General features: G+C 70.4%; 24 protein-coding genes. 17 read left to right on the top strand and 7 right to left on the bottom strand.

The window, feature by feature from the left end:
• Nucleotides 1-930 carry a LysR family transcriptional regulator gene (locus MW290_RS05350; RefSeq protein ID WP_250196232.1) on the bottom strand — a complete coding sequence of 310 codons (930 nt, stop codon included), beginning with the start codon at nucleotides 928-930 and terminating at the stop codon, nucleotides 1-3.
• A gap of 175 nt (nucleotides 931-1,105) precedes the next feature.
• Between MW290_RS05350 and MW290_RS05345 the strand changes: the two genes are divergently transcribed.
• The 11 genes from MW290_RS05345 to MW290_RS05295 all read left to right on the top strand — a co-directional run bounded on the left by MW290_RS05345 (nucleotide 1,106) and on the right by MW290_RS05295 (nucleotide 11,316).
• Nucleotides 1,106-2,527, top strand: coding sequence for an MBL fold metallo-hydrolase (locus tag MW290_RS05345; protein WP_250196231.1), 1,422 nt, complete (start codon nucleotides 1,106-1,108; stop codon nucleotides 2,525-2,527).
• 34 nt (nucleotides 2,528-2,561) lie between these two features.
• Nucleotides 2,562-3,161 carry a cohesin domain-containing protein gene (locus tag MW290_RS05340; RefSeq protein WP_250196230.1) on the top strand — a complete coding sequence of 200 codons (600 nt, stop codon included), beginning with the start codon at nucleotides 2,562-2,564 and terminating at the stop codon, nucleotides 3,159-3,161.
• A 14-nt stretch (nucleotides 3,162-3,175) separates the two neighbouring features.
• Nucleotides 3,176-3,727: a DUF3299 domain-containing protein gene (locus tag MW290_RS05335; RefSeq protein WP_250196229.1), complete on the top strand. Its 552-nt coding sequence runs from the start codon at nucleotides 3,176-3,178 to the stop codon at nucleotides 3,725-3,727.
• Nucleotides 3,728-3,869: 142 nt separating this feature from the next.
• Nucleotides 3,870-4,961: a tartrate dehydrogenase gene (locus tag MW290_RS05330; RefSeq protein ID WP_250196228.1), complete on the top strand. Its 1,092-nt coding sequence runs from the start codon at nucleotides 3,870-3,872 to the stop codon at nucleotides 4,959-4,961.
• A 38-nt stretch (nucleotides 4,962-4,999) separates the two neighbouring features.
• Nucleotides 5,000-5,962 (top strand): tripartite tricarboxylate transporter substrate binding protein, encoded by a 963-nt coding sequence (locus tag MW290_RS05325; protein ID WP_250196227.1) that lies wholly within the window; start codon nucleotides 5,000-5,002, stop codon nucleotides 5,960-5,962.
• Between the two features lie 104 nt (nucleotides 5,963-6,066).
• Nucleotides 6,067-6,591 (top strand): TRAP transporter small permease, encoded by a 525-nt coding sequence (locus MW290_RS05320; RefSeq protein WP_250196226.1) that lies wholly within the window; start codon nucleotides 6,067-6,069, stop codon nucleotides 6,589-6,591.
• Nucleotides 6,588-7,868 (top strand): TRAP transporter large permease subunit, encoded by a 1,281-nt coding sequence (locus MW290_RS05315; RefSeq protein WP_250196225.1) that lies wholly within the window; start codon nucleotides 6,588-6,590, stop codon nucleotides 7,866-7,868. The genes MW290_RS05320 and MW290_RS05315 overlap by 4 nt, the downstream gene beginning before the upstream one ends.
• A gap of 39 nt (nucleotides 7,869-7,907) precedes the next feature.
• Complete coding sequence (locus MW290_RS05310) at nucleotides 7,908-8,915, top strand: TRAP transporter substrate-binding protein (RefSeq protein WP_250196224.1); 1,008 nt, start codon at nucleotides 7,908-7,910, stop codon at nucleotides 8,913-8,915.
• Complete coding sequence (locus MW290_RS05305; protein ID WP_250196223.1) at nucleotides 8,912-9,787, top strand: shikimate dehydrogenase; 876 nt, start codon at nucleotides 8,912-8,914, stop codon at nucleotides 9,785-9,787. Before MW290_RS05310 ends, MW290_RS05305 begins: the two co-directional genes overlap by 4 nt.
• A 42-nt stretch (nucleotides 9,788-9,829) precedes the next feature.
• A complete protein-coding gene (gene aroQ / locus MW290_RS05300) occupies nucleotides 9,830-10,279 on the top strand; it encodes a type II 3-dehydroquinate dehydratase (protein ID WP_250196222.1) in 450 nt (149 codons plus the stop codon).
• Between the two features lie 134 nt (nucleotides 10,280-10,413).
• Entirely contained in the window at nucleotides 10,414-11,316 is a 903-nt protein-coding gene (locus tag MW290_RS05295) for a DUF4394 domain-containing protein (protein ID WP_250196221.1), read from the top strand.
• A 23-nt stretch (nucleotides 11,317-11,339) separates the two neighbouring features.
• On the opposite strand, the gene MW290_RS05290 is transcribed toward MW290_RS05295, so the two are convergent.
• Both MW290_RS05290 and MW290_RS05285 read right to left on the bottom strand, forming a co-directional pair.
• Nucleotides 11,340-12,122, bottom strand: a complete 783-nt coding sequence (locus tag MW290_RS05290; RefSeq protein WP_250196220.1) for a LytR/AlgR family response regulator transcription factor — start codon at nucleotides 12,120-12,122, stop codon at nucleotides 11,340-11,342.
• Nucleotides 12,119-13,216, bottom strand: coding sequence for a sensor histidine kinase (locus MW290_RS05285; protein WP_250196219.1), 1,098 nt, complete (start codon nucleotides 13,214-13,216; stop codon nucleotides 12,119-12,121). The genes MW290_RS05290 and MW290_RS05285 overlap by 4 nt, the downstream gene beginning before the upstream one ends.
• Before the next feature lie 83 nt (nucleotides 13,217-13,299).
• Here MW290_RS05285 and argH point away from each other — a divergent pair, with 83 nt between their 5' ends.
• The 3 genes from argH to mmuM all read left to right on the top strand — a co-directional run bounded on the left by argH (nucleotide 13,300) and on the right by mmuM (nucleotide 16,609).
• Complete coding sequence (gene argH / locus MW290_RS05280) at nucleotides 13,300-14,697, top strand: argininosuccinate lyase (RefSeq protein ID WP_250196218.1); 1,398 nt, start codon at nucleotides 13,300-13,302, stop codon at nucleotides 14,695-14,697.
• Nucleotides 14,698-14,799: 102 nt separating this feature from the next.
• A complete protein-coding gene (locus tag MW290_RS05275) occupies nucleotides 14,800-15,618 on the top strand; it encodes a basic amino acid ABC transporter substrate-binding protein (RefSeq protein WP_250196217.1) in 819 nt (272 codons plus the stop codon).
• A gap of 16 nt (nucleotides 15,619-15,634) precedes the next feature.
• Nucleotides 15,635-16,609 (top strand): homocysteine S-methyltransferase, encoded by a 975-nt coding sequence (gene mmuM, locus MW290_RS05270; RefSeq protein WP_250196216.1) that lies wholly within the window; start codon nucleotides 15,635-15,637, stop codon nucleotides 16,607-16,609.
• Here the strand turns inward: mmuM and MW290_RS05265 are convergent.
• A complete protein-coding gene (locus MW290_RS05265; protein ID WP_250196215.1) occupies nucleotides 16,569-17,816 on the bottom strand; it encodes an MFS transporter in 1,248 nt (415 codons plus the stop codon). The two genes, mmuM and MW290_RS05265, sit on opposite strands and share 41 nt — an antisense overlap.
• Nucleotides 17,817-17,974: 158 nt before the next feature.
• Between MW290_RS05265 and MW290_RS05260 the strand changes: the two genes are divergently transcribed.
• Both MW290_RS05260 and dinB read left to right on the top strand, forming a co-directional pair.
• A complete protein-coding gene (locus MW290_RS05260; RefSeq protein ID WP_250196214.1) occupies nucleotides 17,975-18,997 on the top strand; it encodes a metal-dependent hydrolase in 1,023 nt (340 codons plus the stop codon).
• 122 nt (nucleotides 18,998-19,119) lie between these two features.
• Nucleotides 19,120-20,433, top strand: coding sequence for a DNA polymerase IV (gene dinB / locus MW290_RS05255; RefSeq protein ID WP_250196213.1), 1,314 nt, complete (start codon nucleotides 19,120-19,122; stop codon nucleotides 20,431-20,433).
• Here dinB and MW290_RS05250 read toward each other — a convergent pair.
• Nucleotides 20,425-20,862, bottom strand: a complete 438-nt coding sequence (locus MW290_RS05250; protein ID WP_250196212.1) for a YbaN family protein — start codon at nucleotides 20,860-20,862, stop codon at nucleotides 20,425-20,427. The two genes, dinB and MW290_RS05250, sit on opposite strands and share 9 nt — an antisense overlap.
• Nucleotides 20,863-21,048: 186 nt before the next feature.
• On the opposite strand from MW290_RS05250, the gene MW290_RS33020 reads away from it, so the two are divergent.
• The gene (locus MW290_RS33020; protein ID WP_259373464.1) at nucleotides 21,049-21,171 is read left to right on the top strand and encodes a hypothetical protein; all 123 of its coding nucleotides are present in this window, start codon (nucleotides 21,049-21,051) and stop codon (nucleotides 21,169-21,171) included.
• 3 nt (nucleotides 21,172-21,174) lie between these two features.
• On the opposite strand, the gene MW290_RS05245 is transcribed toward MW290_RS33020, so the two are convergent.
• Entirely contained in the window at nucleotides 21,175-22,365 is a 1,191-nt protein-coding gene (locus MW290_RS05245) for a trans-sulfuration enzyme family protein (RefSeq protein ID WP_250196211.1), read from the bottom strand.
• Between the two features lie 11 nt (nucleotides 22,366-22,376).
• Complete coding sequence (locus MW290_RS05240) at nucleotides 22,377-22,826, bottom strand: FKBP-type peptidyl-prolyl cis-trans isomerase (RefSeq protein WP_250196210.1); 450 nt, start codon at nucleotides 22,824-22,826, stop codon at nucleotides 22,377-22,379.
• Between the last annotated feature and the right edge of the window lie 47 nt (nucleotides 22,827-22,873).

Below are 22,873 nucleotides of genomic sequence, written 5' to 3'. Positions count from 1 at the left end.
TCACGGCCGCTGCGCCAGTGCCTGCTGGTTGAACGACTGGGCCAGAAAGTCCACGAAGGCGCGCACGCGCGCCGCCAGCTGGTGGCGCTGCGGGTACACCGCGTAGATGTCGGCATCGGGCGTGGCGTACTGGGGCAACACCTGCACCAGGCGGCCGCTGCGCAGGTGGCGGCCCACGTCCCACTCGGCCCGCATCACGATGCCGTGGCCGTCCAATGCCCAGTTCACCGCAATCTCGCCGTCGTTGGTGGTCAGGCCGCCGCGGGTCTTCACCGCCTCCACCGTGGCATGCCGGCCGCGGCCGCTGGACAGCCGCCACACGCCGTAGGCTTCTTCGCCCTGGCGGATGCCGATGCAGTTGTGCCGCGTCAGGTCGTGGGGCACCTTGGGCGTGCCGTGCCGCGCCAGGTAGGCCGGTGAGGCGCACAGCACGCGGCGGTTGGGCGCCAGCCGGCGCGACACCACGCGTGAGTCGGGCGGCGCGCCGAAGCGCACGCACACGTCGTAGCTGTCGTCCGTGAGTGGCGGCGGGTTGACCGACAGTTGCAGCTGCACTTCCACGCCCGGGTGCTTGCGCACGAACTTCGAGATCACCGGCGACACGTGCGAGCGGCCGAAGCCCAGCGTGGCATTGACGCGCAACAGGCCCTTGGGCGTGGAGCTGGCCACGCCCAGCAGCTGCTCCAGCCCGTCGATCTCGCCCAGGATGCGGCGCGCGTGCTCGAGGTACAGCTCGCCTTCGGGCGTCAGGCTCATGCGCCTGGTGGTGCGATTGACCAGCGCCACGCCGATGCGCGACTCCATCTGCGCCAGGTGCTTGCTCACCGCCGCGGTGCTGATGCCCAGCTCACGCGCGGCGGCGCTGAGGCTGCCGGCCGCGGCCAACGCCGAGAAGAAGCCCAGATCGGCAGGAAGAATGCTGGTGGCCATTCCGTCTCCATTGTTGACTGCAGGTTAACGGCTGCACACCGGCCCCTTGCGTCAGGGAAAGCCCGCGGGATCCTTAACCTGGGCTCAATCACGCCTTAACCCGGGCCATGCGCCACGGCAGGTACCCCCACCTAAAGTCGCCGCGACCCCCCAAGAACACCACAGGAGACGAGCAGTGACGACATGGATGAACGCCATCCGCAGCGTGGCGCTGGCCGCTGCGGCCACCACCGCGGGCCTGGGCTGGGCGCAGCCGCAGACCGAGTTCGAACGGCACATGGAAGCCTCGCGGCTGAACACCGGTGGCGACCCGACCATGGTGCATCCGTGGCGGGCCTTCTACTGCAACCTGCCCGACGACAACAACCAGATCGTGCTGGCCGAGCGCACCAAGAACAGCATCCGCGTGCCGCTCACGCAGATCATGGACGACGTCTGGTACATCGGCACCGAGTATGTGGGCCAGTACATCCTGCGCAACGGCAGCGGCTTCGTGATGATCGATGGCGGCAACAACGCGGCCGAGATGCGCAACTTCAACCTGCCGGCGCTGCAGTCGCTGGGGCTGGGTACCGCGGGGCCGCTGCACAGCGCCCTCATCACCCACGGCCACGGCGACCATGACGGCGGTGCCGCGCAGATCAAGGAGAGCACCGGCGCCACCATCTACCTGGGCTCTGCCGATGCGGCCAACAAGGCCTACGCGCCCATCACGCTCGATTCGTCGGTGCTCACGCCTTACGACATCAGCACCGGTGGCCGCACGGTCACGGTGCTGTCCACCCCCGGCCACACGCCGGGGGCCACCGGCTTCGTCATCCGGGCGCTGGACGGCGGCAAGGAGGTCAAGCTCTTCGTCTCGGGCGGCTCGTCGATGTCGGCCAGCAGCGTGCCGGCGATCGCCAACTACCTCGACTCGATGGAGCGCACCTATGCGCTGCTGAAGGACATGAAGGTGGACTCGGCCTCCAACCCGCATGTGTACTGGGATGGCTCGCTGGCGCTGATCAAGAAGATCCAGGCCGAAGGCCGCAAGACCCCCAGCCAGTTCATCATCGGCAACGAGAAGCTGCTGCGCGCTTTCGCCATCGGCCGCGAGTGCACGGCTGCCTGGCTGGCCAAGCAGGACCCGACCACCTCGGTGCCGGTGTGGCGCGTCAGTTCGCTGGAGTTCCTGGCGGCCAGCCCCGGCCCCAACCGCATCGCCGCACGGCTGAGCAATGGCTGGGGGCCGGTGGCCAACCAGACGGTGACCTTCTCGCTGCAGGGCAGTGGTGCCGCCTGCACCGCCACCACCGATGCCAATGGCGTGGCCACCTGTGGCTCGCGCTTCGGCCCGCTGCGCCCGGGCGTGGACCGCATCACCGCCAGCTTTGCCGGCGCCACCGGCACCGGGGTGGTGGACCTGGGCAGCGAGCGCAGCGCCACCGTCGACAGCGGCTGCAGCGACTTGGCGCAGGCCAGGTCCGCCGTGGGTGCCCGCAAGGGGCAGGACCGCTATGCGGAGCGGCTGGACCTGGACAACAACGGCCTGATCGACATCCGCGACATCTCGGGCATCGCCCGTCTGATGGTGCCGGGTACCACCTGCCGTTGAGTGGCCTCTTTCTTCCGTTTCAAGGATCGTTGACATGAACTTCACCGCTTCCGGCCTGCGGGCCGCGCTGGCCGGCCTGGCCCTGTGCGCCGCCATCGCTCCAGCCACCGCTGCGCCCACGCTGTCCGTCACCGGCCCGTCCAGCGTGGCGCTGGGCAGCAGCTTCACGCTGCAGGTCACGGCTGCCGACGTGGTCGATCTCTATGCCTACCAGTTCGACATCACCTTCAACCCAGCGGCCTTCCAGGTCGGCGGCGCCAGCGAGGGCGCCTTCCTGCCCAGCGGCGGCAGCACCGACTTCCTGGGTGGCGCGGTCGACAACAGCGCGGGCACCGTCAGCTTCACGCTGGGCACGCTCATCGGCCTGGGCGTGCCGGGGGTCAACGGCTCGGGCGTGCTGGCCTCGTTCAGCGTCACCAGCATCGGCAGCGCGCCGGGCGTGGGTACCTTCGGCCTGGCCAACGTGACATTGCTCGATTCGGCAGGCGCCGACATCAGCGCCAATGCGGTGGCCTTGAACGTCTCGGCCGTGCCGGAGCCCGCGACCTGGGGCCTGCTGCTGGCCGGTGGTGCGCTGGTGGCCGCTGTGGCCCGGCGCCGCCACGCCGGCACGCCGCGCGGCGCAGCCCGTTGAAAGCCGTGCGCGCCATGCACCTGCCGTGCCTGGCCCGCCGCCAGTGGCTGGGTGCCTGTCTGTCGGCAGGCACCTGGCTGGCCGTGCCAAGCCTGGCGGCGGCGGCCACGGTCTACCGCAGCATTGGCTGGATGGACCTGATGCCTCGCGGCTGGGACCCGACGCTGGGCCTGAAGGAGCTGCCGCCCGAGCTGGACAGCCTGCAGGACACCGACCCCCGCGCCCGCGAGCTGCTGGCTCGGCTGCGCGCCGCCTGGGACAACGCACCGGTGGTGGCGGCCATGGCCGGTGCCGATGTGCGGCTGCCCGGCTACGTGGTGCCGCTGGAAGCCGGCGATCAGGGCCTGCGCGAGTTCCTGCTGGTGCCGTACTTCGGCGCCTGCATCCACTCGCCGCCGCCGCCGTCCAACCAGATCCTGCTGTGCCGCGCCGAGCCCGGGCACAAGGGCTTGCGCGCGATGGACGCGGTGTGGGTCAGCGGCCGGCTGCAGATCGAGCGCAGCGCCTCCGAGATGGGCGCTGTGGCTTATGCAATGCGGGTGGCCCGCATCGACCGCCAGCCGTAGCGCTGCTCCGGCCTGGCCCTTGCAAATGTGGCTTCAAACGGCCGCATCGTTAACTTGAAGTCAACGACGGTTTAACTCCTGGCGCGCGCCGCCCGGGGGTGCGAAACCTACAGTGACCCATCCCGATCTGGAGACAAACCTGATGAAGACCTATCGCATTGCCACCATCCCCGGCGACGGCATCGGCAAGGAAGTGGTGCCTGCCGGCCAGCAGGTGCTGCATGCGCTGGCCGAGGCCGGCAGCGGCTTCCGCTTCGAGTTCGAGAACTTCGACTGGGGCGGCGACTACTACCGCCAGCACGGCGTGATGATGCCGGCCGACGGCCTGGATGCGCTGCGCGACAAGGACGCGATCCTCTTCGGCTCGGCCGGCGACCCGCACATCCCCGACCACATCACGCTGTGGGGCCTGCGGCTGAAGATCTGCCAGGGCTTCGACCAGTACGCCAACGTGCGGCCGACGCGCATCCTGCCGGGCATCGATGCGCCGCTCAAGCGCTGTGGCCCCGACGACCTGAACTGGGTGATCGTGCGCGAGAACTCCGAGGGCGAGTACGCCGGCGTGGGCGGCCGGGTGCACCAGGGCCATCCGATCGAGGCCGCGACCGACGTGTCGATGATGACCCGCGCCGGTGTGGAACGCATCATGCGCTTTGCCTTCAAGCTGGCCCAATCGCGGCCGCGCAGGCTGCTGACCGTCATCACCAAGAGCAACGCACAGCGCCATGCGATGGTGATGTGGGACGAGATCGCGCTGCAGATCTCCAAGGAGTTCCCGGACGTCACCTGGGACAAGGAGCTGGTGGACGCCTCGACCGCCCGCATGATCAACCGGCCGGCTTCGCTGGACACCATCGTTGCCACCAACCTCCATGCCGACATCCTGAGCGACCTGGCCGCCGCGCTGGCCGGCAGCCTGGGCATCGCGCCCACCGGCAACATCGACCCCGAGCGCCGCTATCCCAGCATGTTCGAGCCCATCCACGGCTCGGCCTTCGACATCATGGGCAAGGGCCTGGCCAACCCAGTGGGCACCTTCTGGTCGGTGGTGATGCTGCTGGAGCACCTGGGCGAGCACGACGCCGCCCGCCGCGTGATGGCCGCCATCGAACAGGTGACCGCCGACCAGCGCCTGCACACCCGCGACCTGGGCGGCCAGGCCACCACCGCGCAGGTGACCGACGCCGTGTGCCAGGCCGTGGCCGCATCGGCCGGCGCGCGCCTGGCGGCCTGAAGCGCCGCACCGCGACAGAACATTCCGGAGACAAGACCATGAAGTTCACTGCTGTGCTGCTGGCCACGGCAGCGCTGGCGGCCGCCCCGGCGGCCATCGCGCAAGCCTGGCCCACCAAACCCGTCACCCTGGTGGTGCCGTTCCCGGCCGGGGGCACGACCGACGTGCTGGCCCGTGCGCTGGCCGAGAAGCTGCAGCAATCGCTGGGGCAGACGGTGATCGTCGAAAGCAAGCCGGGCGCCGGTGCCACGCTGGGCGCCGACTACGTGGCCAAGGCCAAGCCCGACGGCTACACCCTGTTGATGGGCGCGGTGCATCACACCATCGCCACCAGCGTCTACAAGAAGCTGCCCTACGACTTCCAGAAGGACCTGGCGCCCATCACCACCGTGGCCCTGGTGCCCAATGTGCTGGTGATCAGCGCCAGCACGCCGGCCACCGACGTGAAGTCGCTGGTGGCGCTGGCCAAGGCCGCGGCCAACCCCTTCACCTACGGCTCCAACGGCAACGGCACGGCGCAGCATCTGATCGGCACCCAGTTCGCCGACATGAACGGCATCACGCTGCTGCACATCCCCTACAAGGGCAGCGGCCCGCTGACCACCGACCTGATCGGCGGCCAGGTGCAGATGTCGTTCGACACCATCACGCCGGTGCTGCCGCACATCAAGGCGGGCAAGCTCAAGCCGCTGGCGGTGACCACGGCCAAGCGCTCCACCGCGCTGCCCGATGTGCCGACGATGGACGAAGCGGGCATGAAGGGCTTCGACCTCGGCACCTGGTTCGGCGTGCTGGCCCCGGCGGGCACGCCGAAGGAGATCTTGGCCAGGCTCAGCACCGAGATGGTCAAGGTCATCCAGGCCCCGGACTTCCGCCAGCGCATGCACGACATCGGTGCCGAGCCGATCGGCAACACGCCTGAGCAGATGGCGCGCCAGATCAAGGACGACACCGAGAAGTACGCCCGGCTCGTCAAGAGCGCGAAGGTGATCATCGATTGATGGCCCACCCCGGGTAATCCCCGGTGCCCCAAAACTAACTAGTTCGTACATTGTCGGCAGGCGCCGGCACTGCATCGGCGCGAGCTGATGGAGACCCTGCCGACATGGACGACTGGATCAACCGGTTCTGCAAGCTGCTGGACTATCTCATCGCCATCGCCCTCGCGGTGATGGTGGTGCTGGTGTTCGGCAACGTGGTGCTGCGCTACGCCTTCAACACCGGCATCACGGTGTCGGAAGAGTTGTCGCGCTGGCTGTTCGTGTGGCTCACCTTCATGGGCGCCGTGGTGGCCTTGAAGGACCGCGGCCACCTGGGCACCGACATGCTGATCTCGCGCCTGCCGCGGGCCGGCCGCCGGCTGTGCGCGGTGGTGGGGCAGGTGCTGATGCTTTGGGTCACCTGGCTGCTGTTCTCGGGCAGCCTGCAGCAGGCCCGCATCAATGCCGAGGTGACGGCGCCCACCAGCGGCCTGTCCATGGGCATCTTCTACGGCGCGGGCGTGGTGTTCGCGGTGCTCAGCGCCGCGCTGCTGCTGCGTGAGCTGGCGCGCACGCTTAGCGGCCGCATCAGCGACGACGAGCTGGTGATGGTGCAGGAATCCGAAGACCTGAACCGGAGCGCGCCATGACCGTGTTCATCTTCCTCGGCTCGCTGCTGGCCGCCATGGCTATCGGCATTCCCATCGCGTACTCGCTGCTGCTGTCGGGCGTGGCGCTGATGTGGCACCTGGACCTGTTCGACGCGCAGATCCTGGCGCAAAACGTGATCAACGGGGCCGACAGCTTTCCACTGCTGGCGGTGCCCTTCTTCATGCTGGCCGGCGAGATCATGAACGTCGGCGGCCTGTCGCGCCGCATCGTGGCGCTGGCGCTCACGCTGGTGGGCCACCGCCGCGGTGGCCTGGGCTTCGTGGCCATCGTCGCCGCCTGCCTGATGGCGGCGCTGTCGGGTTCGGCAGTGGCCGACACGGCGGCCCTGGCCGCGCTGCTGCTGCCGATGATGGTGCGCGCCGGCCATGACAAGGCGCGGGCCGGCGGTCTGATCGCCTCGGCCGGCATCATCGCGCCCATCATCCCGCCGTCCATCGGCTTCGTGATCTTCGGCGTGGCGGCCAACGTGTCCATCAGCAAGTTGTTCCTGGCCGGCATCGTGCCGGGGCTGCTGATGGGCCTGGCCATCGCCGGCACCTGGTGGTGGGTGGCCAAGAAGGAGGCGGTGGTGCCGCCGCCCAAGGCCACCAACGCCGAGCGGCTGAAGGCGCTGAAGGAGTCGGCCTGGGCCCTGTTCCTGCCGGTCATCGTGCTGGTGGGCCTGAAGATGGGCGTGTTCACGCCCACCGAGGCGGCGGTGGTGGCGGCGGTGTATGCGCTGCTGGTGGCCACGCTGGTGTACCGCGAGATGACCTGGCGGCAGACGGTGGACGTGTTCGTCAGCGCGGCCCGCACCACGGCGGTCATCATGTTCCTGGTGGCCGCGGCCATGGTCAGCGCCTGGCTGATCACGGTGGCCGACATCCCCAGCAAGATGGTGGGCCTGCTCGAGCCCTTCATGGACAACCAGACGCTGCTGCTGATCGCCATCATGCTGCTGGTGATGGCCGTGGGCACCGCGATGGACATGACGCCCACCATCCTGATCATGACCCCGGTGCTGATGCCGGTGGTCAAGGCGGCCGGCATCGACCCCGTGTACTTCGGCGTGCTGTTCATCATGAACAACGCCATCGGCCTGATCACGCCGCCGGTGGGCACCGTGCTCAACGTGGTGGCCGGCGTGGGCCGCATGAAGATGGACGACGTCACCCGGGGTGTGCTGCCTTTCATGACGGCGCAGTTCGCGGTGATGTTCCTGCTGGTGTTCTTTCCCGGCCTGGTGACGGTGCCGGCCCGCTGGTTTGCCGGCTGACGCCGCCGGCCCCTGACGATCTTTCGAGGAGATGACGACATGAACAAGCTCACCCGTACGCTGTGCATCGGCCTGGCCACGCTGCTGCCGCTGGGCGCCGCGCTGGCGCAGGACATCAAGGAACGCAACATCAAGTTCGCGTTCCAGAACCAGACCGGCCATCCGCAGGCCCAGGGCGCGGCCAAGTTCGCCGAGCTGGTGGCGGCCAAGTCGGGCAAGAAGATCAGCGTCAAGCTGTTCCCGGGCGGTACGCTGGGCGGCGACCTGCAGACGGTCTCGGCGCTGCAGGGCGGCACGGTGGAGATGACGGTGCTCAACGCCGGCATCCTCACCGCGCAGGTCAAGGAGTTCGCGGTCTTCGACTTCCCGTTCCTGTTCAACAACGCGCAGGAGGCCGATGCCGTCACCGACGGTGAGTTCGGCAAGGGCCTGCTGGCCAAGTTGGGCGACAAGAACCTGGTGGGCCTGGGCTACTGGGACCTGGGTTTCCGCAGCGTCACCAACAGCAAGCGGCCGATCGCCAAGCTGGAAGACTTCGCGGGCCTGAAGCTGCGCGTGATCCAGAGCCCGATCTACATCGACCTGTTCAACACCCTGGGCGCCAATGCCACGCCCATGCCCTTCCCCGAGCTGTACCCGGCGCTGGAACAGAAGGCGGTGGACGGCCAGGAGAACCCGAACACGGTGATCCTGTCGAGCAAGTTCAACGAAGTGCAGAAGTACCTCAGCCTGACCCGCCACATCTACAACCCGCAGGCGCTGATCGTCAGCAAGAAGCTGTGGGACAGCCTGTCGGCCGACGAGAAGAAGCTGTTCACCGAAGCCGCGGCCGAGGCCACCGCCTACCAGCGCCAGGTCTCGCGCGGCGCCGCCGACACCGCGCTGGCCGAGCTGAAGAAGAGCGGCATGCAGGTCAACGAGATCGCGCCGGCCGAACTGCAGCGCATCCGCGACAAGGTCAAGCCGGTGATCGACAAGCAGACCGCCAACGTGGGCGAAGCCACCGTCAAGGCGCTGTACGCCGAGATTGCCAAGGTGCGCAAGTGACGCCTTCAGCGCCCCGCAAGGCCCTGGTCGGGCTGATCGGCGCCGGCATCCAGCGCTCGCTGACGCCGGCCATGCACGAGCAGGAAGCGGCGCAGCACGGCCTGCGGCTGCACTATCAACTGATCGACCTGGACCGCAGCGGCGTGGGCGCGGAAGTGCTGCCCACGCTGATGCAGGCGGTGCGCGTGATGGGCTTCGACGGGCTGAACATCACTTACCCGTGCAAGCAGGCGGTGATCCCGCTGCTCGACGAACTGTCGGACGAAGCCCGCACCATGGGCGCGGTGAACACCGTGGTGTGCCGCGATGGCCGGCTGATCGGCCACAACACCGATGGCGCGGGTTGGGTGGAAGCCTTCCAGCGCCGGCTGCCGGGCGCCGACCTGTCGCGCGTGGCCCTGCTGGGCGCGGGCGGGGCGGGCGCCGCCATCGCCCATGCCGCGCTGCGCATGGGGGTGCGGCACCTGGTGGTGAACGACCGTGATGCGGCCAAGGCCGAAGAGCTGGTCGCCGCGCTGCAGGCCGCCCACGGCGCCGACCGCGCCAGCGCCCAGGCCGACGTGGCGCTGGCGCTGCAGGGCGCCACGGGCCTGATCCACGCCACGCCCACCGGCATGGACAAACTGCCCGGCCTGCCGCTGCCTGAAGACCTGCTGCACGCGGGCCTGTGGGTGGCCGACGTGGTGTATTTCCCGCTGGACACCGCGCTGCTGAAGGCCGCCCGCGCCCGCGGCTGCGCCACGGTGGACGGCGGCGGCATGGCCGTGGGCCAGGCGCTGGGCGCCTTTCGCCTGTTCACCGGGCTGCAGCCCGATGCGCAGCGGGTGGAAGCCCACTTCCGCCAGATGCTGGCGCAGCGGGCCGATGCCTGAGCTTCGCCGCCATACTGCACCCGCCATTCACTGCCAAGCACCATGAAGATCCTGCTCATCAACGGCCCCAACCTCAACCTGCTCGGCACCCGCGAGCCGCAGATCTACGGCGCCACCACGCTGGCCGACGTGGAAGCCGCGGCCCGTGCCCAGGCGCAGGCCGCCGGCGCCGAGCTGGCCGCCTTCCAGAGCAACCACGAAGGCGCCATCGTCGATGCCATCCATGCCGCGCGCACCGACGGCACCGGCTACATCGTCATCAACCCGGGGGCCTTCACCCACACCAGCGTGGCCATCCGCGATGCGCTGGCCGGGGTGGCGATCCCGTTCCTGGAAGTGCACATCAGCAACGTGCACAAGCGTGAGGCCTTCCGCCACCACAGCTACCTGTCGGACGTGGCGGTGGGCACCATCGTCGGCCTGGGCACCATGGGCTACACGCTGGCGCTGCAGTACGCGCTGGCGGCCTTGGCTGCAACCCCGACGAAATAGTTCCCTGCCGCGCACTGAAACCCTCAACGCGGGGGTCGGCCTGCATCCGGGACAGGGGGTTGCTGCGTAAGTGCCCGCGCGCCAGCCGCATTCCGCGGCAGGACGCGCACAACACACTTGCCAGGAGCTTGTCCATGTTCCCGACGTTCCAGAAGTTCTCCGTCCGCGGCATCGCCGCGGCCGCTTGCATGGTGGCCGGCGCCTTAGCCGCCCCGGCGATGGCGCTGCCCGTGGTGGGTCTGACGACCACCAATGCGCTCGTCACCTTCGACAGCGCCACGCCCACCGCCGGCTCGGCGCTGATGAACATCACCGGCCTGCAGGCGGCCAACGAGCGCATCCTGTCGATCGACATCCGGCCGACCACCGGCCTGCTGTACGGCGTCAGCAGCTCGTCCAACGTGTACAGCCTGTCGATGAGCGGCGCCGCCACCTACGTGGGCACGCTGTCGGCACCGCTGACCGGCTCGGCCGTGGGCCTGGACTTCAACCCGGCGGCCGACCTGTCGGGCGCGGCCTCGCTGCGCGTGGTCAGCAGCAGCGGCCAGAACTACGCCTTCAACGTGAACACCGGCGCCACCACCGTGGCCACGCCGATCGCGGCCAGCCTGTCGTCGGTGGCTTACTCCAACAACGACACCAACCCGGCCACCGCCACCTCGCTGTACTACATCGACACCGCCAGCGACACGCTGAAGGTGGCGACCACCGGCTTCAACAACCCCACCATCACCACCGTGGGCTCGCTGGGCATGGACGTCAACGGCGTGTCGGGCTTCGACATCACGGTGGGCAACATGGCCTACGCCGCGTTCACCGATGCCGACACCGGCAAGAGCGGCCTGTACACCGTGGACCTGAGCACCGGCGCCACTTCGATGGTGGGCGCCTTCGGCATCGGCGGCAACACCGCCATCGCGCCGCCGCTGGCCGGCCTGGCCGTCTCGCCGGTGCCCGAGCCCGGCACCTACGCGCTGATGGCCGGCGGCCTGCTGGCCGTGGGCTTCTTCGCGCGTCGTCGTAAAGCGCAGAGGTAAGGCCTGCAAGTCGGCGCCTGGCGTTACCAGCGCGCCGCCTCGATCGCCTCGCGCACAGCAGCCAGCTGCCGGCGCGAGACGGCCAGCCACTCCCCGGTGGGCGCCACCTGGGCCGCCCAGCCTTCGGCGGCCTCGGCGCTGTCGTCCGCTTCGGCGCCGGGCGTGGCCGGCATCGCGCCACGCCGCTCCAGCGCGCGTATCGCATCGCGCGCCACCAGCGCATTGCGGTGGATGCGCAGGAAACGCTCGCCCAGCCGCGGCGCCAGTTCGGTCAGCGATTCGTCCAGCACGTAGCTGCGCTCGGCGGTGCGCAGGGTCACGTACTTCAGCTCGGCCTTGAGGTACAGCACCTCGGCCACCGGCACCCGCCACACCTTGCCGCGCTCGGTGACCACCAGCGCCGGCACCTCGGCCGGCAGCGCCTGGTAGCGCCCCAGCCGCTGGGCCACCCGCTGCAGCGCCGCCTGCAGCCGCTCACGCCGCACCGGCTTGGTCAGGTAGTCCACCGCGTCCAGCTCGAAGGCCTGCAGCGCATGGTCGGCATGGGCGGTGACGAACACCACCGCCGGCAGCCGCGGCAGCTGCTTCAGCTCGGCGGCCAGTTCCATGCCGCTGGTGCCGGGCATCTGCACGTCCAGCAGCACCGCGTCGCAGGGTCGGCCGGCCAACCAGGCCAGCGCCTGCGCGGCGTTGCCGGCTTCGCCCGCCACCTCGCAGCGCGGCTCGGGGCAGTCGCGCACCAGCGCAGCCAGGCGCAGGCGGGCCAGCGGTTCGTCATCGACGATCAACAGTCGCAGCGGCGTCATGGGGCGGTCAGCGGTTCGGGGCGGGTCAGCGGTTCATCGGGCAGGGTGATGCGCACGCGCCACCAGCCGTCCAGCCGGCGGGCGTCGAAGCGGGCGGCCAGGTCGTGCATCAGCCGCAGCCGCTCCTGCACGTTGGCCAGTGCAATGCCATGACCGGCGGCGGCCGGCGCGGCGCCACGACCAGCCAGGGTGTTGTCGATGCTGATCATCACCTCGCCACGGCGGGCCTCGGTGCGCACCCGCAGCACGCCGCCGTCGGCCGCCGGCTCTATGCCGTGGCGCACCGCGTTTTCCACCAGCGGCTGCAGCAGCAGCGGCGGCACGCGGGCGCGGGCGGCGGCGGGGTCCAGCTCCCACAGCACCCGCAGCCGGGGCCCGAAGCGCACCTGCTCGATGGCCAGGTAGCGCTCGGCCAGCGTCAGCTCCTCGGCCAGCGTGACGGAGCTGCGCTGCTCGGCCACCGCGGTGCGGAACAGCTCGGCCAGGTCTTCCAGCACCTGCTCGGCCTTGGCCGGGTCCACCTGCACCAGGGCCAGCGCGGTGTTGAGGGCATTGAACAGGAAGTGCGGCCGGATGCGCGACTGCAGCTCGGCCAGCCGGGCATCGGCATCGGCCGGCCGCAGCCCGCGGGCGCGCGATTCGATCCACAGCGCCAGCGGCAGGGCCAGCGCGGCGCCGGCCAGCGGCAGCGCCAGCAGCCGGGGGCCGCTGGCGGCCACCAGGCCCCAGGCCCACAGCGGCCCGCCGGCCGCTGCCGCCGCCACTGCGCCCAGGCCGGTGAGGGCGGCGACGCGCCGCGGCGGCGCCAGGCGGGCCAGCGGGCGCCGCAGGCCGCAGCCCAGCAAAAGCCACAGCAAGGTGCCGCCCATGCCGGCAAAAATGGCCGGCGCCAGCGCAGCCAGCGCCTGTGGCCAGCCTTCGGCGCCCCACAGCACCGCCAGCAGCGCCGCCGCCTGTACCGCCAGCAGCGCACGAAAGGCCAGCGCCGGCTGGCACAGCCGCCAGCCGTCTTCAGCCGGCGTGGCGCGGCCCGCGGCCCGGGAGGCGGGCTGGGCGGGCTCGGCGGGGGCCAGGGTGTCGGCGGGCCAGGTCATCGCGGGGTGGGTCGATAAACTCTCGGGTTCCGCGCGATTGTCCGCGCTGCGCTGCACCTTCAACGCCGATCCGGCCTGCCGTCATGTCCACCAATCAACTCGACAAAAAATCCCAAGCCTGGTCGGCCCTGTTCTCCGAGCCGATGAGCGAGCTGGTCAAGCGCTACACCGCCAGCGTCGACTTCGACAAGCGCCTGTGGCAGGCCGACATCGAAGGCAGCCTGGCCCATGCCGACATGCTGGCCGCGCAGGGCGTGATCGGCGCCGACGACCTGGCCGCCATCCAGCGCGGCATGGCGCAGATCCGCAGCGAGATCGAGGCCGGCACCTTCGAGTGGAAGCTGGACCTGGAAGACGTGCACCTGAACGTGGAAGCGCGCCTGACCCAGCTGGTGGGCGATGCCGGCAAGCGGCTGCACACCGGCCGCTCGCGCAACGACCAGGTGGCCACCGACGTGCGGCTGTGGCTGCGCGGCGAGATCGATGCGCTGCTGCCGCTGCTGGCGCAGATGCAGCGCGCGCTGGTGAGCGTGGCGGACCAGAACACCGAGACCATCCTGCCCGGCTTCACCCACATGCAGGTGGCCCAGCCGGTGAGCTTTGCCCACCACATGCTGGCCTACGTGGAAATGTTCGCCCGCGACGCCGAGCGCCTGGCCGACGTGCGCAAGCGGGTGAACCGCCTGCCGCTGGGCGCCGCCGCGCTGGCCGGCACCAGCTACCCGCTGGACCGTGAGCGCGTGGCCCGCACGCTGGGCTTCGATGGCGTGTGCCAGAACAGCCTGGACGCGGTGAGCGACCGCGACTTCGCGATCGAGTTCAGCGCCTTCGCCAGCATCACGATGATGCACGTCAGCCGCCTGGCCGAAGAAATCGTGCTGTGGATGAGCCAGAACTTCGCCTTCATCGACCTGGCCGACCGCTACTGCACCGGCTCGTCGATCATGCCGCAGAAGCGCAACCCCGACGTGGCCGAGCTGGCCCGCGGCAAGAGCGGCCGCGTCTACGGCCATCTGATGGCGCTGCTGACGCTGATGAAGGGCCAGCCGCTCACCTACAACAAGGACAACCAGGAAGACAAGGAGCCGCTGTTCGACACCGTGGACACGGTGCGCGACACGCTGCGCATCATGGCCGAGATGGTGGAGGGCATCGTGGTGAAGCCCGAGGCGATGGAGCGTGCCGCGCTGCGCGGTTACGCCACCGCCACCGACCTGGCCGACTACCTGGCCAAGCGCGGCGTGCCCTTCCGCGACGCGCACGAGGTGGTGGCCCATGCGGTCAAGACCTGCCTGCAGCGCGGCATCGACCTGGCCGAACTGCCGCTGGCCGAGCTGAAGGCGCTGAACCCCGCGGTGGGCGACGACGTGCAGCAGGTGCTGACGCTGCGCGGCTCGCTCGACGCCCGCAACGTGCTGGGCGGCACGGCGCCGGTGCAGGTGCGCGCGCAGATCGCGCGGCACCAGGCGCGGCTGAGCTGATCTGGTCGTTCAGGCGCCTTGCGCGCCTGCGCAGATCAATATGCGAAAAACGCGCATCCGATACGTCGAGAATGCGAGCCCCTTTCACGTTCCTGCACGCCGATGACCTCCATGTTCCTGTCCCGCCGTCTCACCCTGGCCTGCCTGGGCAGTGCCCTGCTGCTGGCCGCCTGCGGCAAGCCGGCGGAACCCACCGCCGCGGCCGCCGCCTCGCAGCCTGAAGCCGCGCCGGCGCCGCGTGTCATCGTGGTGGGCACCGACCCCGTGTACCCGCCCTTTGAATGGCAGGACGACAAGGGCGAGATCGTCGGCTTCGAGATCGACCTGATGAAGGCGATTGCCGAGCGCGCCGGCCTGCAGGTGAAGTTCGTCGCCACGCCGTGGGAAGGCATGTTCAATGCGCTGGCCCAGGGCGACCGCGATGCGCTGATGCATGCCATCACCATCACCGAGGAGCGCAAGCCCACGATGGACTTCACCGAACCTTACTTCGACGCCAGCCAGCTGATCGCCGTGCCGCTGGACGCCAAGGTCAGCAGCATGGCCGACCTGAAGAAGCTGCGCGTGGCGGTGCAAACCGGCACCACCGGCGACGAGGTGGTGTCCAAGCTGCTGGGCAAGACCAATCCGCTGATCCGCCGCTTCGAGAGCATTCCGCTGGCGCTGCGCGAGCTGGAGGCCGGCGGCGTCAATGCCGTGGTGGCCGACAACGGCCTGGTGGCGCACTACGTGGCCAACAACGGCCAGCGCTTCAAGACGGTGAGCGACCCCACCTTCGTGCCCGAGCAGTACGGCATCGTCGTCAAGAAGGGCAATGCCGAGCTGCTGGCCAAGCTGAACGAAGGCCTGGCCAAGGTGCGTGCCGACGGCACCCATGCCAAGCTGATGACCCAGTACTTCGGCGACGCCATCGGGCGCTGACCGCCCAGGAGACCGCATGCCCGAACCCCGAGCCAACCCCATCGCCGACTGGCTGCAGGCCCAGCCGCAGCTGGTGCTGGACGGCGCCCTGGCCACCGAGCTGGAGCGCCGCGGCGCCGACCTGAACGACCCGCTGTGGTCGGCCCGCGTGCTGCTGGAGCAGCCCGAGCTGATCCGCCAGGTGCACCTGGACTACTTCCGCGCCGGGGCCGACGTGGCCACCACCGCCAGCTACCAGGCCAGCTTCGAGGGCTTTGCCCGCCGCGGCCTGTCCCAGGCCGAGGCCGCCGCGCTGATGCAGCGCGCGGTGGCGCTGGCGGCCGAGGCGCGCGACCAGTTCATGCAGGAGCCGGCCGCCGCCGGCCGCCGCCGGCCCTTGGTGGCCGCCTCGGTGGGGCCTTACGGTGCGATGCGGGCCGACGGCTCGGAGTACCGCGGCCACTACGGCCTGGACGAAGCCGCGCTGATGGACTTCCACCGCCCGCGGCTGCAGGTGCTGGCCGCCGCCGGTGCCGAGCTGCTGGCCTGCGAAACCATTCCTTGCCTGGCCGAGGCGCTGGCGCTGGCCCGGCTGATGGACGAGCTGCCCGCGGGCAGCACCCGCAGCGGCTGGATCAGCTTCAGCTGCCGCGACGGTGCCCACACCAGCCAGGGCGAAGATTTCGGCGACTGCGTGGCCGCGCTCGACGGCTTTGCCGGCGTGGCCGCCATCGGCATCAACTGCACCGCGCCGCAGCACATCGCGGCGCTGGTGGCGTCGGCGCGTGCGCGCACGTCCAAGCCCATCGTGGTGTATCCCAACGCCGGCGAGGTGTACGACCCGGTGGCCAAGCGCTGGCAGCCGCATGCGGCCGGCGATCATCCGCCGGCCTTCGCCGATCAGGCCATGCAGTGGGCCGCGGCCGGTGCCCGGCTGATCGGCGGCTGCTGCCGCACCGGCCCGGCCGACATCAGCGCGCTGCTGCAGCGCTGGTCTGGCGCCCGCGGCTGAACAAGCCTTTGTCGTCGGCCACGGCCACGGCCCAGATGGCCAGGCCGGCCAGCGCCAGCGCGCTGCCCACATAGCCGGTGGAGGTCCAGCCGAAGCCGGCTGAAATGGCCATGCCGCCCAGCCAGGGGCCCAGCGCATTGGCGGTGTTGAAGGCCGAATGGTTGAGCGCGGCGGCCAGCGTCTGCGCCTGGCCGGCCACGTCCATCAGCCGGCTTTGCAGCGGCATCGCCAGGCCGCCACCGCAGCCGATCAGGAACACCACCGGCAGCAGCGTCCACAGGCTGCCCGCGGCCCATGGGTACAGCGCCAGCGCAATGGCGCTCCACACCAGCATGCCGCCGGCGGCCGGCATCAGCGCCCGGTCGGCCGCCCAGGCGCAGCCGATGGTGCCCACCGTCATGCCCAGGCCGAACACGCCCAGCACCATCGGCAGCGCCGTCGGCGCCACGCCGGTCACCTCGATCAAGGTCGAGGCCAGGTAGGTGTACACCGCGAACATGCCGCCAAAGCCGATGGCGCCGATGCCCAGCGTCAGCCACACCTGGCGGCGGCCCAGCGCGCTCAACTCGCGCAGCGGGCCGGCGCCGGGCTGGGCGCGGTCATGCGGCGCGTACACCGCCACCATCAGCGCGCAGGCCAGCGCCAGCAGCGCCACCAGGCCGAAGCCCCAGCGCCAGCCCAGCCATTGACCCAGGCCGTTCGCCAGCGGCACGCCGACGATGGTGGCCACCGTCAGCCCCAGCATCATGCGGCTGATGGCCTGGGTGCGCCGCCCGGGCGGCACCAGGGAGGCCGCCACCAGCGCGCCGACGCCGAAATAGGCGCCGTGCGGCAGGCCGCTGAAAAAGCGAAACACCAGCATCGAGCCGTAGGTGGGTGCCAGCGCACTCAGGCCATTGGCCAGCGCGAAGAACAGCATCAGGCCGATGAGCAGCGTGCGCCGCGCCACCCGCGAGGCCAGCACCGCGATCACCGGCGCGCCCACCACCACGCCCAGCGCATAGGCGCTGATCACGTGGCCGGCCGTCGGCTCGTCGATGCCCAGCGCCGGCGCGAAGAACGGCAGCAGGCTCATGGTGGCGAATTCGGTGGTGCCGATGGCAAAGCCGCCGATGGCCAGCGCGAACAGGGCCAGCGCGGTGCGGCGGGCGTCGAGCGGCGGGGTGGCGGTGGCGGGCAGGTCGGAGGGCAGGGGCGCGGCGGACATGCTGCATTGCAACACGAGCGCCGACACCCCGTCAGCCACTGTGGCATCGCCGCAGCGCGGCGGGAGGGCTGGCGCGGGCGCGGGCTTTGGCCCGGCGGCTATGCTCGCCCGCCGTTGCCAACCCACCGGGCCGCCGAAGGCCCGCCTCCCGCACCCGCATGGATTCCCTCTCGCAAGTTGCTCTGGGCGCCGCCGTTTCGGTGGCCTGCATGGGCCGCCGCACGGCGGTATGGAAGGCCGCCCTGGTGGGTGCGGTGGCCGGCACGCTGCCCGACCTGGACGCCTTCATCGACCATGGCGACGCGGTGGCCAACATGACGCTGCACCGCACCGAAAGCCATGCCCTGTTCTGGCTGACGCTGGCGGCGCCACTGCTGGCCTGGGCCACCGCGCGGCTGCTGCGTGAGCACCAGCACTTTCGCGCCTGGTGGCTGGCGGTGTGGCTGGCGCTCATCACCCACCCGCTGCTGGATGTGATGACGGTCTACGGCACGCAGCTGGGCCTGCCCTTCACCAACCACCCGTTCGGCGTGGGTAGCATCTTCATCATCGACCCGCTGTACACCGTGCCGCTGCTGGTGGGCACCGGCGTGGCGCTGGCCCGCCGGCCGCCGGCCGGGCTGCGCTGGAACGCCGGTGGACTGGTGCTGAGCACGCTGTACCTGGCCTGGGGCGTGGGGGTGCAGCAGCATGTGCGTGGCATCGCCGAAGCCTCGCTCGCGCAAGCGGGCCTGCAGGCCGAGCGCCTGCTGGTGACGCCGGCCCCGCTCACCACGCTGGTGTGGCGGGTGGTGGCAGTGACGCCCGACAACGCGTACCACGAGGGCTTTTATGCGCTGGCCGACCGGCTCAAGCAGCCGGCGCCGCGCATCGGCTTCCAGCGCCACGACCGTGGCATGGACCTGTACCCCGCGGCCCAGGCCGTGCCCAATGTGGCCCGCATGGCCTGGTTCAGCCATGGCTTCTTCCGCCTGCGTGAAGAGGGCGGCCAGCTCTACATCACCGACCTGCGCATGGGCCAGGAGCCGTTCTACACCTTCGACTTCGCGGTGGCCCGGCGACAGGGTGAGGGCTGGGCGCCGCACCCGGCCGAGAACGAAATGGCCCGCGTGCCGTTGCGCGAAGGCCTGCAATGGCTGGGCCGGCGGATGCTGGGCGAGGCGGCGGCTCCGCCGTATTGATTGGCCCCCAAGCTCGCTGCGCTCGCGCCCCCCCGAGGGGGAGCACAGTCCCTTGGGGCGGCCCGGCGGGACTGTCCGCCACGCGGCCGACCCTTGCGCGCCCGGCGGACAATCCGAACCCGATGACCGCCGTACGCCGCTGGATCGCCCACCTCGACATGGATGCGTTCTACGCATCGGTGGAGCTGCTGCGCTACCCGGAGCTCAAGGGCCTGCCGGTGGTCATCGGCGGCGGCCGGCGGCACCAGCCTGAAGTGCTGGCCGACGGCAGCCGCCAGTTCGCCACGCTGCGCCACTATGCCGGCCGCGGCGTGGTCACCACCGCCACCTATGCGGCGCGCGACTACGGCGTGCACTCGGGCATGGGGCTGATGAAGGCGGCGCAACGGGCGCCCGACGCCGTGCTGCTGCCGACCGACTTCGAGGCCTACCGGCACTACTCGCGCCTGTTCAAGCAGGCGGTGGCCGAGGTGGCGCCGGTGATCGAGGACCGCGGCATCGACGAGATCTACATCGACCTGACCGAGGTGCCCGGCACCCAGGAGGCGGTGGGCCACGATGCGTTCGGCGGCGTGCGCGCGGTGGCGCAGGAGATCCGCAACAACGTCAAGCGCGCCACCGGGCTCACCTGCTCCATCGGGGTGACGCCGAACAAGCTGCTGTCTAAGATCGCGTCGGAGCTGGACAAGCCCGACGGCCTGACGGTGCTGACGGCCGACGACATCCCCGCGCGCATCTGGCCGCTGAAGGTGCGCAGCATCAACGGCATCGGCCCCAAGGCCAATGCCAAGCTCAAGGCGCTGGGCGTGGACACCATCGGCCAGCTGGCCGAGTGCGACGCCGCCTGGCTGCTGGAGCAGTTCGGCCGCAGCTACGGCGCCTGGCTGTACCGGGCCTCGCGCGGCATCGACGACCGGCCGGTGGTGACCTACAGCGAGCCGGTGTCGATGAGCCGCGAGACCACCTTCGACCGCGACCTGCACGCGGTGCGCGACCGCGCCACGCTGTCGGCCATCTTCACCGACCTGGCCACGCGCGTGGCCGACGACCTGCAGCGCAAACGCTGGGTGGGCCGCACCATCGGCATCAAGCTGCGCTTCGAGGATTTCAAGACCGTGACCCGCGACCTGACGCTGCCGGCACCCACCGCCGACGCGCAGCTGATCCGCCAGGCCGCCGGCCAGTGCCTGAAGCGGGTGGACCTGAGCCGCCGGTTGCGCCTGCTGGGCGTGCGGGTGGGCAGCCTCTCGCGCCCCGGCGTGGGCGACGCGGTGTCGCTGGCCGGTGCCGCGCAAAAGGCCGCCGCCGCAGCCAGCCGCGCCGAGCCGCGCCGCACCCGGGCGCAGATCGAGGCCGAGCGCGCGGCGCTGGAGCCGGAGCTGCCGTTCGGGGAGGGTGACGAAGCGGACGAGGCCGCCGGACAGCCCTCAAGCTGACGGTGGCCAGCGCCCCGGCGCAACCGCCTGGGCACCCGGCCGCGGCCCGTGCGGCAGCGTCCACATCCAGGCGCCCACCGCCGCGCAGCACAGGCCCGGCACCACGCCCCAGGGCATGGGCACCAGGAACAGCGCACCGATGCTGCTGATGGACATCATCACCGTGGCGATCCACTTGGCCCGCAGCGGCACCGCGCGGTGGGCGCGCCAGTTCAGCACCATGGGGCCGAAGTGGCGGTGCTCGCAGATCCAGCGCTCGCAGCGCTCGCTGCCCTTGGAAAAGCAGAAGGCCGCCAGCAGCACGAAGGGCACGGTGGGCAGCAGCGGCAGCAGCAGGCCGATGAGGCCGGTGAGCAGGCTCAGGCCGCCGGCGGCCAGCCACAGCACACGTTGCCAGTGGGGGCGGTCTTGGGGTGCAAGGGCGGGCATGTGCCCATGGTATCGGCGCTCGCACCCGGCCGCCTTCAACGGGTGTTTTGGGGCGCAGTTACGGGTTTGGCCTGACATCAGGGCGATTTACCCTTGCGTTCACCGGGCAGGCATGAAGCTCGCTTCAGGCCCACCGGCCACGCTGAGTTTTCCATTCCGTGCCTGCTGTTCCGTGGAAGCCCGATCATGAACGACCCTCGCCGCCAACTCCCTCCTGCCCCTCACGGCCGCGTGCCCAACTGGGTGATCGCCGCCATCGCGGGCGCCGTGGTGGCGCTGTCGTACGTGGGTCGCGCGGTGATCGGCTGACGGTCACACTTGCTGCAAGGCGCGGCCGAAGTCGCGCTTCAAGTCGTCGATGTGTTCCAGGCCCACGGCCAGCCGCACGAAATTGGGCTGGATGCCGGTGCTGGCCATCTGCGCCTCGCTCATCAGGCCGCCCCACATCGCGGCGGCATGCACGATCAAGGTTTCCACGCCGCCCAGGCTCACCGCATGGGTGGCCAGCTGCAATGAGGCGACGAAGCGGCTGGTCTGTTCATAGCCGCCACGCAGCGCCAGCGCCACCACGGGCCCATGGCCCTGCATCTGCCGCTGCGCCAGCGCATGCTGCGGGTGGCTGGGCAGGCCGGGGTACCACACCCGTTCCACCTGCGGCTGGGCTTCCAGCCACTGCGCCAGCGCCAGCGCGTTGGCGTTCATGCGTTCCATGCGCACGGCCAGGGTGCGCAGGCCGCGCAGCAGCAGCCAGGCGTCCATCGGCGACAGCACCGAACCCAGCGTGATGTGCATCGGCCAGATGCGCTCGGCCAGCGCCTGGCTGCAGCACACCGCGCCGGCCGTCAGGTCGTGGTGGCCCCCGAGCGATTTGGTGGCGCTGTGCACCACCACGTCGATGCCCAGCGCATGCGGCTTCTGGTTGATGGGCGAGGCAAAGGTGTTGTCGGCGATGGTGAGGATGCCGCGCGGCCGCGCCAGTGCCGCCACCGCGGCCAGGTCGGTCAGCACCAGCGTGGGGTTGGCCGGGCTTTCCAGCATGATCAGCCGCGTCTCGGGCCGCAGCGCGGCCTCCAGCGCGGCCAGGTCGGTCTGCTCGACGATGGTCACCTGCACGCCGAAGCGCGGCAGCACCTCATCAAACAGCTTGGCGGTGCTCATGTAGTGCCGGCCCTGGGCCACCACGTGGTCGCCGGCCTGCACCAGGGCCAGCACCGTGGTGCTGATGGCGCCCATGCCCGAGGCGGTGAGCATCGCCGTTTCGGTGCCCTCCAGCGCCGCCAGGATGGCGGCCACCCGCTCATGCGTCGGGTTGCCGTAGCGGGTGTAGTAGGCGGCATGGCGCGGCGTGCCGGCCATCTCGGCGAACTCGGCCGCATCGCGCGCCTTGAAGGTGGCGCTGTAGTGGATGGGCGGGCTCACCGCGCTGTCGTCGCCGAGCCCGGCGTCGCCGTGCAACAGCCGGGTGGGGTCGTGCCAGGGCGTGGCGTCGTCGGGCAGGCTCATGGGCGCAGCGCTTACTTGCCGGCGATGCCGAGCAGCTCCACCTCGAACTGCAGCGTGGCGTTGGGCGGCACCGCGCCGCCGGCCCCGCGCGAGCCATAGGCGATGCCCGGCGGGCAGGTGAGCTTGGCCTTGCCACCCACCTTGATGCGCTGCACGCCTTCGGTCCAGCAGGGGATGACGCGGCTGAGCGGGAACTCGGCCGGCTGGCCGCGGGCGATGGAGCTGTCGAACTCCTTGCCGTCGGCCAGCACGCCGCGGTAGTGCACGCGTACCGTGTCGGTGGCGGCGGGCGTGCGGCCGGTGCCTTCCTTCAGCGACTGGAACACCAGGCCGCTGGGCAGCACCACCGCGCCTTTTTCCTTGGCGGCGGTGGCCGCCAGGTCGGCCTGGGCCTGGGCAAAAGGCGCGGCGGCGATCAGGCAGCAGGCGAGGGCGGCAATGCGGGTTTGTCGGTAGGTCATGGCAACAGCAGGGTTGAAGTTCAGGACAAGAGGGTATCGATCATCGC

The organism is Aquincola tertiaricarbonis, assembly GCF_023573145.1.
Lineage (GTDB): Bacteria > Pseudomonadota > Gammaproteobacteria > Burkholderiales > Burkholderiaceae_C > Aquincola > Aquincola tertiaricarbonis_B.
The sequence above is the reverse complement of the archived record's forward strand: the minus strand, read 5'-3'. Positions and strand labels throughout refer to the sequence as shown.

Excerpts from the sequence above, each read along its gene's own strand:
- MW290_RS05285 (WP_250196219.1), bottom strand. The coding sequence starts at position 13,216 with ATGACCTGGCCCGCCGACACCCTGGCCCCCGCCGAGCCCGCCCAGCCC.
- MW290_RS33020 (WP_259373464.1), top strand. The coding sequence starts at position 21,049 with ATGAACGACCCTCGCCGCCAACTCCCTCCTGCCCCTCACGGCCGCGTG.
- MW290_RS05340 (WP_250196230.1), top strand. The coding sequence starts at position 2,562 with ATGAACTTCACCGCTTCCGGCCTGCGGGCCGCGCTGGCCGGCCTGGCC.
- MW290_RS05245 (WP_250196211.1), bottom strand. The coding sequence starts at position 22,365 with ATGAGCCTGCCCGACGACGCCACGCCCTGGCACGACCCCACCCGGCTG.
- MW290_RS05260 (WP_250196214.1), top strand. The coding sequence starts at position 17,975 with ATGGATTCCCTCTCGCAAGTTGCTCTGGGCGCCGCCGTTTCGGTGGCC.
- MW290_RS05240 (WP_250196210.1), bottom strand. The coding sequence starts at position 22,826 with ATGACCTACCGACAAACCCGCATTGCCGCCCTCGCCTGCTGCCTGATC.
- aroQ (WP_250196222.1), top strand. The coding sequence starts at position 9,830 with ATGAAGATCCTGCTCATCAACGGCCCCAACCTCAACCTGCTCGGCACC.
- MW290_RS05330 (WP_250196228.1), top strand. The coding sequence starts at position 3,870 with ATGAAGACCTATCGCATTGCCACCATCCCCGGCGACGGCATCGGCAAG.
- MW290_RS05265 (WP_250196215.1), bottom strand. The coding sequence starts at position 17,816 with ATGTCCGCCGCGCCCCTGCCCTCCGACCTGCCCGCCACCGCCACCCCG.
- MW290_RS05295 (WP_250196221.1), top strand. The coding sequence starts at position 10,414 with ATGTTCCCGACGTTCCAGAAGTTCTCCGTCCGCGGCATCGCCGCGGCC.
- argH (WP_250196218.1), top strand. The coding sequence starts at position 13,300 with ATGTCCACCAATCAACTCGACAAAAAATCCCAAGCCTGGTCGGCCCTG.
- MW290_RS05335 (WP_250196229.1), top strand. The coding sequence starts at position 3,176 with ATGCACCTGCCGTGCCTGGCCCGCCGCCAGTGGCTGGGTGCCTGTCTG.
- mmuM (WP_250196216.1), top strand. The coding sequence starts at position 15,635 with ATGCCCGAACCCCGAGCCAACCCCATCGCCGACTGGCTGCAGGCCCAG.
- MW290_RS05290 (WP_250196220.1), bottom strand. The coding sequence starts at position 12,122 with ATGACGCCGCTGCGACTGTTGATCGTCGATGACGAACCGCTGGCCCGC.
- MW290_RS05250 (WP_250196212.1), bottom strand. The coding sequence starts at position 20,862 with ATGCCCGCCCTTGCACCCCAAGACCGCCCCCACTGGCAACGTGTGCTG.
- MW290_RS05310 (WP_250196224.1), top strand. The coding sequence starts at position 7,908 with ATGAACAAGCTCACCCGTACGCTGTGCATCGGCCTGGCCACGCTGCTG.
- MW290_RS05320 (WP_250196226.1), top strand. The coding sequence starts at position 6,067 with ATGGACGACTGGATCAACCGGTTCTGCAAGCTGCTGGACTATCTCATC.
- dinB (WP_250196213.1), top strand. The coding sequence starts at position 19,120 with ATGACCGCCGTACGCCGCTGGATCGCCCACCTCGACATGGATGCGTTC.
- MW290_RS05350 (WP_250196232.1), bottom strand. The coding sequence starts at position 930 with ATGGCCACCAGCATTCTTCCTGCCGATCTGGGCTTCTTCTCGGCGTTG.
- MW290_RS05315 (WP_250196225.1), top strand. The coding sequence starts at position 6,588 with ATGACCGTGTTCATCTTCCTCGGCTCGCTGCTGGCCGCCATGGCTATC.
- MW290_RS05275 (WP_250196217.1), top strand. The coding sequence starts at position 14,800 with ATGACCTCCATGTTCCTGTCCCGCCGTCTCACCCTGGCCTGCCTGGGC.
- MW290_RS05325 (WP_250196227.1), top strand. The coding sequence starts at position 5,000 with ATGAAGTTCACTGCTGTGCTGCTGGCCACGGCAGCGCTGGCGGCCGCC.